Origin of the sequence: Polaribacter vadi, assembly GCF_001761365.1 — a bacterium.
Lineage (GTDB): Bacteria > Bacteroidota > Bacteroidia > Flavobacteriales > Flavobacteriaceae > Polaribacter > Polaribacter vadi.
In genome coordinates, this window is sequence record NZ_CP017477.1 from 1,949,795 (window position 1) to 1,963,074 (window position 13,280).

The following is a 13,280-nucleotide window of genomic DNA, read 5'->3' on the forward strand; positions in this document are numbered from 1 at the left end:
CTTCGAATATTGAAAAAAAAGCTCTTTTTGAGCAATAATTAAATATATTTGTGAATGAAACTTCAAACAAAAGAAATGAAAAAAATACTTTACGCATTTGTAATTTTCTCTTTAGTTTTTTCAGGATGTACGAGTCCAAAAACAGAAGAAGAAGAAATGAACGATACTCCTACTGCTGTTGATGATTCTTCTTCAACAAACGAAAATACGGCTGTTAATATTAATGTTTTAGCAAATGATAGTTTTGGTAATGATGGCCCTAATACTGGCTCAATTTCTACACTTTCTACAACTACAATAAATGGAGCTAGCATAGCTGTAAATAATGCAGGAACTCCAAATGACCCAACAGATGACACTATAGATTACAATCCTGAAACTAATTTTAACGGAGCAGATACTTTTGATTATAGGATTACTGATAGTAATGGAGATACTTCTTCTGCTACTGTGAGTGTAAATGTTATTCCTCCAACAGGACCAGCATTAGGAACTGTTTTTAACGATGGAACGTTAAAATACACAATAACAAGTGCAAGTAATAATGAAGTTTCTGTAGAAAAAAATACAGACGATGGTCCTTCAGGTGCATTAGAGATCCCAGAGACTATTAATCAATTTGATATAAATTACAGTGTTACAAGTATTGTAGACGAAGGTTTTGCTTATACTTATAACATTACCAGTGTTACGATTCCAAACAGCGTAAGAAGTGTAGGTAATTTAGCTTTTTACGATTCTCAAGCAATTACGAGTGTAAATATTGCAGATTCTGTTACAGAAATTGGGCATGATGCTTTTGGTAGATGTATCAGTTTATCTACTATTAACATTCCTGCTGGAACATCTCATTTATCAGATGGTCTTTTTGCTAGTAATCGAAGTTTAGCAAATATTACAATTCCAAGCAATATTACAAGTATAGGAAACAGTGTTTTTTATGATTGTAGCAGTTTAAATAATGTTACAATTCCTAGCAGTGTTGTAAATGCTAATATGGGAACATCTGTTTTTGGTTTGTGCGCTAGTTTAACAAATATTACTTTTCCTAATACCTTTACAACAATTCCTAATGAAACGTTTTATGCTTGTAATAGTTTAGAAAACTTTACAATTCCAAATAACATCACTACAATAGGTTCATCAGCATTTTATGAATGTAGTGTATTAAAGGAAATTAATATACCTGCAACTGTTTCTTCTATTGGAGAATCTGCTTTTGGTGCTTGTATCAACTTAACCAAAGCTGTTATCCCTAATAATATTACAAGTTTACCAAACAATCTTTTTTATGAGTGCTCATCACTTAAAGAAGTTAATATTCCAAATGGAGTAACTAGCATTGGAAGTAGTATTTTTTATGCGTGTGCTACTCTAGAAGACATTGTTTTACCTAACAGCATTACAAGTATTGGAAATAGTGCATTTGGTAATTGCCCTCAATTGAAAAATTTTGATTTACCAACTAATTTAACAACTATAGCTGCAACTACTTTTTTTAACTGTAGTAGCTTAACTGAAATTAATATTCCAAGCAGCGTAACAAGTATAGAGAATGGAGCTTTTGCAGGTTGTAATAGTATTAGTCAAATAACAATTCCTGAAGGTGTAACTTCTATTCCTAATATTGCATTTTACAATTGTAGCAGTTTAACGAAAGTTAACTTTCCAAGCACTTTAACTACAATAGGAGAAACTGCTTTTGGTAATTGCTTTAGCTTAACTACTTTCGATATTCCTAACACTATCACAAGTATTCCAAAACAAGCTTTTTTTCAATGTACTAGTTTAACAACTATAAATATTCCTAATACTATTACAAGTATTGGCGAACAAGCTTTTTATAATTGTAATGGTTTAAAAAACATGAATATTAATGTACCAACTCCAATAACTATCAATGCAAATGTTTTTGAATTTGTTGCAACAAATGGTATCGATTTAAAAGTACCTTCTAGTTCAGTAAATACATATAAAAATGCTGATATATGGAAAGGGTTTAGCTCAATAACAGCGCTTTAAAATAAAAATAAATTTTTTATTGATATAAAACAGTTTAACTAAAGTTAAACTGTTTTTTTGTTGAATGATATTAATAAAAACATCACATCAATTACAAATCATTTTGGCTTCATATTAAGAGCTATTAAACATTAAAGAAATTATGTTAATATAAAAAATCACTTCATTTAAATTAAACAAAACTCTTTAAGAAAATTATCAGTAATTTTGAAAATATATCTATATATTTGTAATTCATATATAGTTCATTCCCCCTTTAAAATATAAAAATATCAATAATAATGATGAACTCATTAAAGCTAGGTGCTATTTTTAAATCACTTAAAAATAGTAGTTTATGTCTTTTTATGTTTTTTTATATGGTTGCTCTTTCTCAAAATCAACCGAATAAAACGACCACAACAAACTACACTACCTCAACAGAAATTACTGAAGACGAATTATTTAAAACAACAAAAGAATTTGTTGCATCAAAAGAATTCAATAAAGCACTTTTAATTTTATCGAAAAATTACGATCGTTTTTCTGAAAGTTTAAATATTAATTGGTTGTATGCACACGTTTTATCTTTAAATAATGATAAAATTAAAGCTGAAGCCAAATTTAAAAAAGCAATTTCTCTTTCTCCTGATAACAAAAATTTACAAAAAGATTACGCTAGGTTTTTGTACGAAAACGGAAAATTAAATGAAGTTGAAGTTATCTTATCAAAATATATTGCAGAAGATTCAAAAGACGTTGAGTTTTTATTAATGCAAGCAAATATTAGCTTTTGGAATAGTGATGTAAAAACGGCGAGAGAAAATGTCGCTAAGATTAAAGAAATATATCCAGAAACAAATCTTACAGACAATTTATCAAGCCAAATAAAAGAATTAACTGCTTTTTATGTGAAGGCTAATTTTGAATATCAAACAGATTCACAACCTTTAGAATATTTTGCACAACACATATCTCTAGAAAAATACATTTCTAAAGTTTTAAATCCTAAGTTAGAAATTTCAAATTATAATTTTTCTCCACAATCAGAACAAGCTTTAATTGCCAAACTACATAACAAATTTCATTTTTATGATGTTGGTTTGAAAATAAACGTAACTGGTGGTGCTTATAAAAACTTTTCTGGTGAAACAGATTGGTTAGGTGGCATTCGATTTACACAACAGTTAAGCCAAGAAGCATCCCTAAATTTTGGGTATTCTAAAAATAGTTTATTAAGCACAACTGCGAGTACTACATTTAATTTAACAAATCAAAATGTATTTGGAGAGTTTGATTATAATCATAAATATGTAGCTATTCATGCAGCTTATAATCAACAATTTTATGAAGATGATAACAATATAAAATTATTTGGAGCCTACATTGTATCACAACCTATTAAAGTTTACAAATTTAGCTTTCAGGCTGGTTATGGTTATAATTTTTCTGATGCTAAAAACATTTTATTTATTTATAATAATGAAGGTGTAGGAGTTTACGATCCTTATTTTACTCCAAAAGAACAGGAAGTTCACTCTGCGCTTTTTATAACAAATTTTAAACCTACAAAAAATTTAACATTAAAAGCAAAGTTAAATTATGGTATACAAGCTTCTGTTAGCAACCCATACTCTAGTGAAGTAACTCCAGGTAATTTTGAAATAGGAGGTTTTTACGATGAAACTTTTTCTTATACAGATATTGAAGGTTCGATTAATTATGCTGTTTCCAACAATTTAGGAATTAATGTAATGTACACTTTTCAAGAAACGTTTTTTTATGACAGAAATAATATTAATTTAGGATTGAATTATAGATTTTAATGAATTCAAAACTACGAAACGATTTATTTAAATTTAAAGAAGCTAAAAAAGTTACTGGCTTTGATAGGGCTATTTTTTTAGGCTTAACATTTGCAGGACTATTAAGCATGTTTAATTTAATTGAATGGTGGTTTAGAGGCGAACATATTTCCAATCTTTTTCTTTTTGTAATATTAAGTCTCTTTTTTTTATACGGAATTATTAGAGTTGCATTAATTTGGATAAATTATTTACGTATTCAAAAACCTAAAGAAGTTCCTGTTCCAGAAAAAAATTTAAGTGTCGCTGTTTTTACAACATCTGCTCCTGGAGAACCTTTATCGATGTTTGAAAATACTTTTAAAGCGTTAAAAAACTTAAACTATCCACACACAACTTATTTATTAGATAGTACAGAAGATATCGCTTTTAAAGAATTAGCAGAAGAACATGATGTTGTTTGGTTAAATTTAGCAAATTTACCTGGAGCAAAAGCAGGTAAAATAAACGAAACGCTAAAAAGGACAAAAGAAGAATTCATCTTAATACTAGATCCTGATCATATTGTTTTTCCAAATTTTTTAGATCAAACATTAGGGTTTTTCCAAGACGAAAAAGTTGGTTTTGTACAAGTAAGTCAAGGGTATTATAACATGTATCGTTCTTTTACAGCCAAAGGTGCTGCAGAACAAACGTACACCTTTTATGGACCAACTCAAATGGGTTTAAATGGCTATGGAAGTGCAGTTGCCATAGGTGCAAATTGTACTTTTAGAAGAAAAGCCCTAGAGAGTATTGGAGGTCATGCTCAAGGTTTAGCAGAAGATTTACAAACATCTTTAAGAATCCATGCAAAAGGTTGGCAATCTATTTATAATCCTGTAATTGTAAGTCGTGGCTTAGTACCCGAAGATTTTACATCATTTTGTAAACAACAATTAAAATGGGCAAGAGGTGTTTTTGAGTTATTGTTTGATGAAATTCCATCAACTTTAAAAAACCTTACTTTTTGGCAAAAATTATCTTATTTATCAATAGGAACTTATTACATATTTGGGCCTATAACTGCTTTCTTTATTTTTGTTCCGTTATTATTTTTTACAACAAAAATAAGTCCTGCAAGTATGGATTTTACCGAGTTTATTGTACTTGGAACACCAATACTACTAATTTCTATTTTAATTTATGGGTATGCTCAAAAATTTTTGTGTGATCAAAAAACAGAAAGAGGAATCCACTGGAGAGGTATGGTGTTAAAATATTCTTGCTGGCCTGTATTTACTTATGCATTCTACTTAACCTTAATTAATAAAAAAATTCCTTATATTCCCACAGCCAAAATAGCTGTAAAAGGATTTATGAATCCTTTTGTAAAGCCATTAATATTATATTGTGTTCTATTTTTATTGATGATGATTGGCTTATATATAGAAAGAAGATATTACATACCTGAAAGCGAATTAATTCTTACAGCTCAAAAAACTTGGGCAATGATAGGTTTTGCTATGATTGCTTTCGTGCAATTTTTAGGTGGTATTGGAGCTGCTTTTAAATCTTTATATATCAAAGCAGAAAATGCTTGGAGTAAAATAATTGTATCCGCAGATAAAAAAATCAAAATAAAAGAGTAACTAACTAACAAATATCAAAAAACATGAAAGTAGTAATTTTAGCAGGTGGGTTTGGTACCAGATTAAGTGAGGAAACAGCCTCTATTCCAAAACCTATGGTAAAAATTGGTGATAAACCAATTATTTGGCACATCATGAAACATTACTCTAGTTATGGTTTTAATGATTTTGTAATATTAGGAGGTTATAAATCTTATGTTATCAAAGAATATTTTGCAAATTACTACTTACATCAATCTGATGTTGAGTTTGATATGACAAATAATACAATGACAACCTTAGATTCTAAAACAGAAGACTGGAAAGTAACAGTTTTAGACACAGGTTTACATACAATGACTGGTGGAAGAATTAAAAGAGCTGCCAAATATTTAGATGAACCATTTATGCTAACCTATGGAGATGGTGTGAGTAACGTAAATATTGGGAAACTTGTAGATTTTCATAAAAGTCATTCTCAAAAAGTAACCATGACTTGTGTTCAACCAGAAGGTAGATTTGGTGCTGTAGATATAAATGTTGAAAGTAATGTTATTAACAGCTTTATGGAAAAACCTAAAGGAGATGGAGCTTGGATTAATGGAGGTTTCTTTGTTTGTGATCCTATCGTTTTCGATTACCTTGAAAATGATGCTACAATATTTGAAAGAAGCCCTTTAGAAAACATTGCTAACGACAAACTTTTAGCGGCCTATAAACACACAGGTTTTTGGAAACCTATGGATACTTTAAGGGACAAAAATGAGTTAGAGTCTAAATGGGCAGACAATAAAGCTCCTTGGAAAACATGGTGAATTTCGAATCCCTTTTTGAAGGAGTTTATAAAGACAAAAAAGTTCTTTTAACTGGTCATACAGGTTTTAAAGGCCCTTGGCTAGCACTTTGGTTAGAACAAATGGGTGCTAAGGTTTATGGATTTTCGTTAAAAAATGAAGATGATATTAATCATTTAAGTTTATTAAATCTTGGGCTAGAAGAAAAGATAAGCGACATTAGAAATGCTGATGTTTTAGAGAAATATTTTCAAGAAGTTCAGCCAGATATTGTATTTCATTTAGCAGCACAAGCTTTAGTAAGAAGATCTTATGATGATCCTGTAGAAACATTTTCTACAAACGTAATGGGAACTTTAAATATTTTTGAAGCTTGCAGAAAAACACCTTCTGTAAAAGCTATTGTAAATGTTACCACAGATAAATGTTACGAAAATAAGGAATGGGAATGGGGTTATAGAGAAAATGAGCCAATGGGTGGTTATGATCCTTATAGCGCTTCTAAAGGATGTTCAGAATTACTAACATCATCTTATAGAAACTCTTATTTTAATCCTAAAGATTTTGGTAATAAACACGAAGTATTATTAGCAAGCGGACGTGCTGGAAACGTAATTGGTGGAGGTGATTGGGCTGTAGATAGACTAATTCCAGATATCATAAAAGCAACTGCAAAAAATGAAGCTGTTTTAATTAGAAACCCTTTAGCAACAAGACCTTGGCAACATGTTTTAGAACCCTTAAGTGGTTATTTAACGTTAGGTTGGAAATTACTTAAAAAAGATGTTTCTGCTGCTGAAGGTTGGAATTTCGGTCCTGATAATAACAGCAACTTACAAGTAGGAGATATTGTAAAATTATCTCATGAATATTGGAGTAATATCCAAATTGAAATCAGTAAAAATACAGATGAGCATCATGAAGCAAATTTATTGATGTTAGATTGCTCAAAAGCTAATAAAAAATTAAAGTGGAAAGCTGTTTGGGGAATTGATAAAACGATTGACAAAACAATCACTTGGTACAAAGAATATTACGAAAACAATAAAATTTTGTCTCATGCTGATTTAGAGGAATATATATCAGATGCAAAGGCAGCAAATATTCTATGGGCATTATAAATTTAAAAGATAAGAAAGTTTTAGTTATTGGCGGAAATGGATATTTAGGGAGTTTTTTAGTAAAAGCCTTAAAAGAACAAGAAGCTGATGTTTTTATAATTTCTAGAAATTGTGAAGCATCAAACTCTCAATTTATAGTTGATATTACTAATTTTGAGGAAACTAATACCATCATCCAAAAAATAAAACCAGATATTGTTTACCATTTAGCAGCTAATATTAGCAGAAATAGAGATTTTTCTATCTACGAAAATATGGCAGCTGTAAATGTGCAAGGAACCTTAAATATTTTAAAATCTTTAGAAGGCATAGATGCGCATTTTATCTTTACATCTTCTAGTGAAATTTATGGTAATAATGAATCTCCTTTTCAAGAAAATCAAATTCCTAAACCAGTATCACCCTACTCTTTAAGTAAAATTAATGCAGAAATGTTAATTCAAACTTACTGTACTAATCATCAGGAAAAATTTACGAATTTAAGAATTTTTAATTTTTATGGAGAGCATATGCCTGAAGAATTTTTTATTCCTCAGATGATAAATTCACTTAAAAAAGGAGAAGATTTTTTAATGACAAAAGGAGAACAAGTCAGAGATTTTTTATATGTTAGTGATGTTGTAAGTGCATTAATTTTATCGGCACAAAACACAAATGCTTATGGAGAAACCATGAATGTTTGTAGTGGTAAAGGAACAAAATTAAGTACTTTAGCAGCTGCTGTAAACAACAGTATGAAAACCAAAGCTAAAATTATGTTGGGAGCAATACCTTACAGAGATAATGAAGTTTGGGAAATGATAGGAGACAATTCAAAAATTAAAAATAAGATTGGTTTCAAACCTGCTATTAGTATAGAAAAAGGCATAGAAATCGTTATAAACAAATCATAATTATGGGATCATCCAAAAAAACTTTTAAAAGACTTTTTAACGTAATAATTGCTTTAGTTATTGGTTATTTTGTTATTTATGGTTTAGCAGCCATCAGCAAAAACTCTAAAGGACCTTTAGGAGGCCTTTTAGAAAACATGAGCGATATGGTTCAAGATTTTGAACGCGATAATATTCTAGAAAAGAGAGAACAAAATAGAGAGAAAAAATTAAGTTGGTTTAAAGATCAGCGAAAAAATAAATTTGCTTTACTAAAAACTAAATATATTCTTTTTGGTGCTTCTGATGATAGTAAAGGTGAATCTTACGAAAACATTATCAATTTAGAAGATTCTTTAGCGATAACATTTCCTATTATACATATTTATAAAGCTTGGGGAGAAGGCCAAGAATATAAGTTTCCTGAAAATGAAGTTAATGCTATTAATAGAATAGGTTCTATACCAATGATAACTTGGGAGCCTTGGTTTGGTAAATTTTCTCAAGAAAACTTCCCGAAAATTAAAGCTCCAGAGCAAAGAGATAATCATGGTTTAACAGCTGTTGCAGAAGGTCATTATGATAAATACATAAAAGAATGGGCAAAAGAAGCTGCAAAAGTTGGCTATCCTATTTATTTAAGAGTTGGTCATGAAATGAATGATCCATATCGTTATCCTTGGGGACCTCAAAATAATGATCCATCAGAATATGTTGCTGCATTTAAACATGTTAGAGATGTTTTTGAAGAAGTTGGTGCTAAAAATATTATATGGGTTTGGAGCCCACATTTAACATACGGAAAATTTAATGAATATTACCCTGGAACCGATTATGTAGATGTTGTTGCAACAGGAGCTTTAAATTATGGTACAAGTACAAGCTGGAGTGATTGGTGGACTTTTGAGCAAATTTTTGGAAATTATTACGAGCAATTAGCTTCTTTTTATAAACCAATTATGATTGCCGAGTTTGGCTCTTTAAAACCTGGAGGAAGCAGAGCAAAATGGTTTGGAGATACTTTTGAAAATTTTTACACCAAATATCCTTATGTAACTTCTATTGTGTTTTTTCATTATTCAAGTGATCCTTCTACTACATACAAAGCTGTAAGCTGGTATATAAAAGATGATCAAGAAGTAACAACTGCAATTAAGAATGAATTAAAAAAATGGGATCCAAGCATAAAGCAACCAGATATGCAATAACTTTTATTTATACATTTTTAAATAAAATCTTTTAACCAATAAAATAACGATAGTAATTTAAAATTACTATCGTTATTTTTATTCATTAGTATGTCTTAGAGTAAAAACATGAAACTAAAATGTTTTTTGTAACTTTAAAGCAAAAACTACGTCTAATATATTTCTATCTTACAAATATCAAAAAATGAAAATTTTAGAATCTACTTTTTTTTCAGAAGTTGAATTACCAATACAACTGAATATTTCCTTTAAAAAAGTTTTTAGCTTTTTTGAGAAATATGCTCATTTAGACTATCATACACATCCTTTTCATAAATCTTCTTTAGTGTTTATTAAAGAACTAGAGAAATATCCTGAACTTAAAGATGGCTTTTCAGATTTAAAACTATTAGAAAAATATTACGATCAAATAAATATTTTATTAGAACCTTTATTTCCAGAGGCTCTACTATCAAACGAAATTAAAGCAGCTACAGTACCTTTTTCTTTTACCTCTTTTAAATTTACAACTCGTTTTGAGGATATTTTAGAAAATGCGGGAAAAGATTATCAATTAACTGTTAGAAATTTTGAAGAAAACGACATGTATATTATTGCATGTACGTTTATTTTAGAATATGTTTATGATTATAAAGTTGATACAAAAAGACCTTTTTATTTTGATATTCCTGATAAAAATTTAGGAACAATGAAATATTATAGAGCAGCTTTTAATGGTGATTTTTCTGAAATTTATGCCACTGAAAAAGCTCCAAAATTAACAGAAAAAGATTTTAAAGAATTACTTAATAATTTTGATAATATAAATATTTGGAGAGAAAAATTCCCTAAAGATAGTTACATTTTTAAAGGCTTTGGCATCATAAATTTATTTGATGTTACAGCTGAGGAAATGATTTCATCAATCAAAGCGAATTTATTAGCTGGTGATGATAATTTAATATATAAACTTCAAAATAACTTAAGAGATTTTTATAGCCTCAAAGATTTACTTTTAGGATATTCTATTTTCGATAAAGTAAGTTCTAAAGTTTGTGAAACGATTGTAAAAAAATCTAGTAGCTTAATCCTTAAAAATGCAGAGGAAATTAATTGCGACAACTCTTATTTCTGTAGCAACTTTATACAAAAAGTATTTAAAGATCATGAAACTTTTATAATTTCTGATGTTAATAATTATGGATTAAAAACGAATAAAAATCCTTTTTATCAAAATTTATACGATTCTGGAATACAAAGTATTATCATCATACCAATAAAAGCAACTAATAATGGAGATTTAGCATTATTAGAAATTGCATCACCAAGAGCATATGATTTAAACTCTGTAAATATTAATAAATTAAAAGATATAATTCCTGTTTTTGAAGCCGCTGTTAAAAGAACATCAGAAGAACGCCAAAATGTTTTAGAAGCAACTATTCAAGAAAATTATACATCTATACATAAATCAGTAAAATGGCGTTTTTATGAAGCTGCTGAAAAATATCATTTAGAATCTCAAACAAATGAGAATGCTAAATTAGATGAAATAGTTTTTAAAGATGTATATCCTTTATTTGGTCAAAGTGATATAAAAGGGTCTTCAGAGGCTAGGAATACTGCTATTCAAGAAGATTTAATTACACAACTAACATTAGCTATTAATGTTTTTAAAGATGCTTGCAAAGCAGAAGAACTTCCTATTTACAAAGAATTAATGTTTAGAGTAGCATCATTTTTAAAAGATGTTAAAGATGGTTTAAATGCAGGTGATGAGGTAAATATTCTAGACTTTTTAAATCGTGAAATTTATCCTGTTTTTAATCATATTAAAAAAATGAATGCACAATTAGCCATTAAAGTTAATGTGTATATGAATCGTTTAGACAAAGATTTAGGCGTTGTTTATGAGAGAAGAAAAGAATATGAAGATAGTGTTACATTACTAAACGATAAACTGGCTTCTTATATTGATAAAAAACAAAAGCAGGTTCAGGAAATGTTTCCTCATTATTTTGAAAGATACAAAACAGATGGTGTAGAATACAACATGTACATTGGGGCATCTATCACCAAAACAAGAGTTTTTAACGAAATTTATTTATTTAATTTACGTTTATGGCAATTGCAAACTACTTGCGAAATGGAAAATATTGCCTATTCTCTTCGTAAAAAAATGAAAAATGAGTTAAGAGTAGCTTCCTTAATTTTAGTACATAGTAATTCTATGGCTATTAAATTTAGAATGGATGAAAAGCAATTTGATGTTGATGGAGCTTACAATATTCGTTATGAAATTATTAAAAAAAGAATTGATAAAGCTTTTATAAAAAATACTGAAGAACGTTTAACTGTACCAGGTAAAATAGCAATTGTATACTCACAAGATAAAGATGCTTTGGAGTATATTAAATATATAAACTTCTTACAATCTAAAAAACAACTAGGTAAATTAGAGTTTTTAGAATTAGAAGTTTTACAAGGTGCTTCTGGCTTAAAAGCTTTGCGAGTAGAAGTTATTTACCAAGAAGATTTCGACGAGAAAAAAGTAATTACTTTTAATGATTTAATTAAAGAAATAACTAATTAAACAACCATTTCTTGAAAATAAAAAGAAAAAGCAAAAGCTAAAACACTTACTATAATACCTGTCATAAAAACGGTATAAGTAATTCTTAATAACTTATATTTTCTATTTAAAACTAATCCTAAAAAGTATAAATCTTTAGTTAAAGATCCATATAGGTAATCTCTATCTTGCATCATTTCACTAATCCCCCATTCAAAATCTTCTAATTTCATTTGATGAAAATTACCAAAAAACAATAAGTTAACTTTCTTATTTGCAACATCTTCTTTCGTAAATTTACCTTCAGTAACATTTGGTCTTGTTGCTAATATTGATAAAACTATAGAAATTACTGTAAATATTATAAAAATAATACTTGGTATAAATAAATGAGAATTAGATGGATTGTCTAATTTTGGAAGTAAACTAGAAAGTGCCAAAGAAACAATAATTGCATTTACAGAAAGTAAAATATTGGCTTTAGTATCTGCAATATCACTTAAGGTAATATGGTTTCTCAAAGCTACTCTAAACATTGTTTCTACACCTCTTTCTGGTACAAGACTCTTGTTTTTCTTTATGTTTAAAGCCTCTTCTTTTTGCTGAAATTTCTTATTATCTTTTTTAAATTTCTTTTGATTTTTTAATATTTTAGATAAGTTTTTCTCTTTATCCTTAGTCCAGTTTTTTAAAGCATAATCTGTATAATAACGATGTTTTTGCGTAAAAAATGATAAATTTAAAGCAATCCATTCCTTATTTTTATACTTTTTACCCAAAACTAACTCCCACTCTTTTCTTAACAGAGAATTATAATTAAAAAAATCTTTAGAAGATAAATGAGCAGCGTCTGCATCTCTTAAAATCTTCTCTAAAATAGTTTTCGGTACAGAATTCATTTTAGTAGCTAAAATAAGTTCTGTAATTGTTTGCAATCTATCTTCAGATAAATTATGCGATTTTAAAAAATCAACAGCAATTTTAACACTTTTTTCTTCGTGATTTTCTCCACTCTCTATAAAACCAACATCATGAAACCAAGCTGCAATTTCTAAATTTTCCACATCAATTACAGAAACCTCTAAATTTTCAGAAATTTCTTTCACATTCTCTACAACTCTCTGTGTATGAGCTAAGTTATGATACAGATAATTTGAGTGTAATTTTTCACTCAAAAGACTATTCACATGTTTTTCAATCTCTACAATTAATGCGCTCATGGTATAATTTTTAACAAAAATAAACAAATAATTTTATCTATTTTATTGTAAATTTAAAGTTCAAATGTAAGAATATTTAGTTGATAGTTATCTGTAAG

General features: G+C 28.6%; 9 protein-coding genes. 8 read left to right on the forward strand and 1 reads right to left on the reverse strand.

Annotated features, from left to right (window positions below; translation table 11 throughout):
* The first annotated feature begins 75 nt into the window (after positions 1 to 75).
* The 8 genes from LPB03_RS08690 (at position 76) to LPB03_RS08725 (ending at position 11,983) form a co-directional block, all read left to right on the forward strand.
* Entirely contained in the window at positions 76 to 2,022 is a 1,947-nt protein-coding gene (locus LPB03_RS08690) for a leucine-rich repeat protein (protein WP_170324169.1), read from the forward strand.
* 281 nt (positions 2,023 to 2,303) lie between these two features.
* Positions 2,304 to 3,827 carry a tetratricopeptide repeat protein gene (locus LPB03_RS08695; RefSeq protein WP_139058908.1) on the forward strand — a complete coding sequence of 508 codons (1,524 nt, stop codon included), beginning with the start codon at positions 2,304 to 2,306 and terminating at the stop codon, positions 3,825 to 3,827.
* Positions 3,827 to 5,437 (forward strand): glycosyltransferase family 2 protein, encoded by a 1,611-nt coding sequence (locus LPB03_RS08700; protein ID WP_065317696.1) that lies wholly within the window; start codon positions 3,827 to 3,829, stop codon positions 5,435 to 5,437. The genes LPB03_RS08695 and LPB03_RS08700 overlap by 1 nt, the downstream gene beginning before the upstream one ends.
* 23 nt (positions 5,438 to 5,460) lie before the next feature.
* Positions 5,461 to 6,231: a glucose-1-phosphate cytidylyltransferase gene (gene rfbF, locus LPB03_RS08705; RefSeq protein WP_065317695.1), complete on the forward strand. Its 771-nt coding sequence runs from the start codon at positions 5,461 to 5,463 to the stop codon at positions 6,229 to 6,231.
* Positions 6,225 to 7,331, forward strand: a complete 1,107-nt coding sequence (gene rfbG / locus LPB03_RS08710) for a CDP-glucose 4,6-dehydratase (RefSeq protein WP_065317712.1) — start codon at positions 6,225 to 6,227, stop codon at positions 7,329 to 7,331. The genes rfbF and rfbG overlap by 7 nt, the downstream gene beginning before the upstream one ends.
* Positions 7,319 to 8,224 carry an NAD-dependent epimerase/dehydratase family protein gene (locus LPB03_RS08715; protein ID WP_065317694.1) on the forward strand — a complete coding sequence of 302 codons (906 nt, stop codon included), beginning with the start codon at positions 7,319 to 7,321 and terminating at the stop codon, positions 8,222 to 8,224. The genes rfbG and LPB03_RS08715 overlap by 13 nt, the downstream gene beginning before the upstream one ends.
* A 2-nt stretch (positions 8,225 to 8,226) precedes the next feature.
* Entirely contained in the window at positions 8,227 to 9,411 is a 1,185-nt protein-coding gene (locus tag LPB03_RS08720; protein WP_065317693.1) for a glycoside hydrolase family 26 protein, read from the forward strand.
* Between the two features lie 184 nt (positions 9,412 to 9,595).
* Positions 9,596 to 11,983: a hypothetical protein gene (locus LPB03_RS08725; RefSeq protein ID WP_065317692.1), complete on the forward strand. Its 2,388-nt coding sequence runs from the start codon at positions 9,596 to 9,598 to the stop codon at positions 11,981 to 11,983.
* Here the strand turns inward: LPB03_RS08725 and LPB03_RS08730 are convergent.
* Entirely contained in the window at positions 11,980 to 13,182 is a 1,203-nt protein-coding gene (locus LPB03_RS08730; protein ID WP_065317691.1) for a Pycsar system effector family protein, read from the reverse strand. The two genes, LPB03_RS08725 and LPB03_RS08730, sit on opposite strands and share 4 nt — an antisense overlap.
* Positions 13,183 to 13,280 lie beyond the last annotated feature (98 nt).